1 protein-coding gene is annotated in these 241 nt (G+C 63.9%); it reads right to left on the bottom strand.

The genetic code is table 11. The annotated features are described in order from the left end of the window. Positions 1-241: AMP-binding enzyme (locus QM588_RS25620; RefSeq protein ID WP_442972975.1), on the bottom strand; the 241-nt coding region annotated here is incomplete at both ends.

Here is a 241-nt window from a genome sequence, read left to right as displayed (position 1 = left end):
ACACCTTCGGGTCGACGAGGGTGGAGACGTCGCCGAGTTCGCGGCCTTCGGCCACATCTCGGAGTAGGCGGCGCATGATCTTGCCGGAGCGGGTCTTCGGCAGCTCGGGCACGATGGAGATCTCGCGTGGCCGGGCGATCGGTGAAATCTCTTTCGAGACTTGAGCTTTGAGCTCCTTGATGAGTTCGTCGCCGGTGTTCTCCTCGCCGGCGCGCAGGATGACGAACGCGACGATGCCCTG

This window comes from Rhodococcus sp. IEGM 1354 (genome assembly GCF_030056855.1).
Lineage (GTDB): Bacteria > Actinomycetota > Actinomycetes > Mycobacteriales > Mycobacteriaceae > Rhodococcoides.
This window is presented reverse-complemented; position numbering and strand designations above follow the sequence as displayed.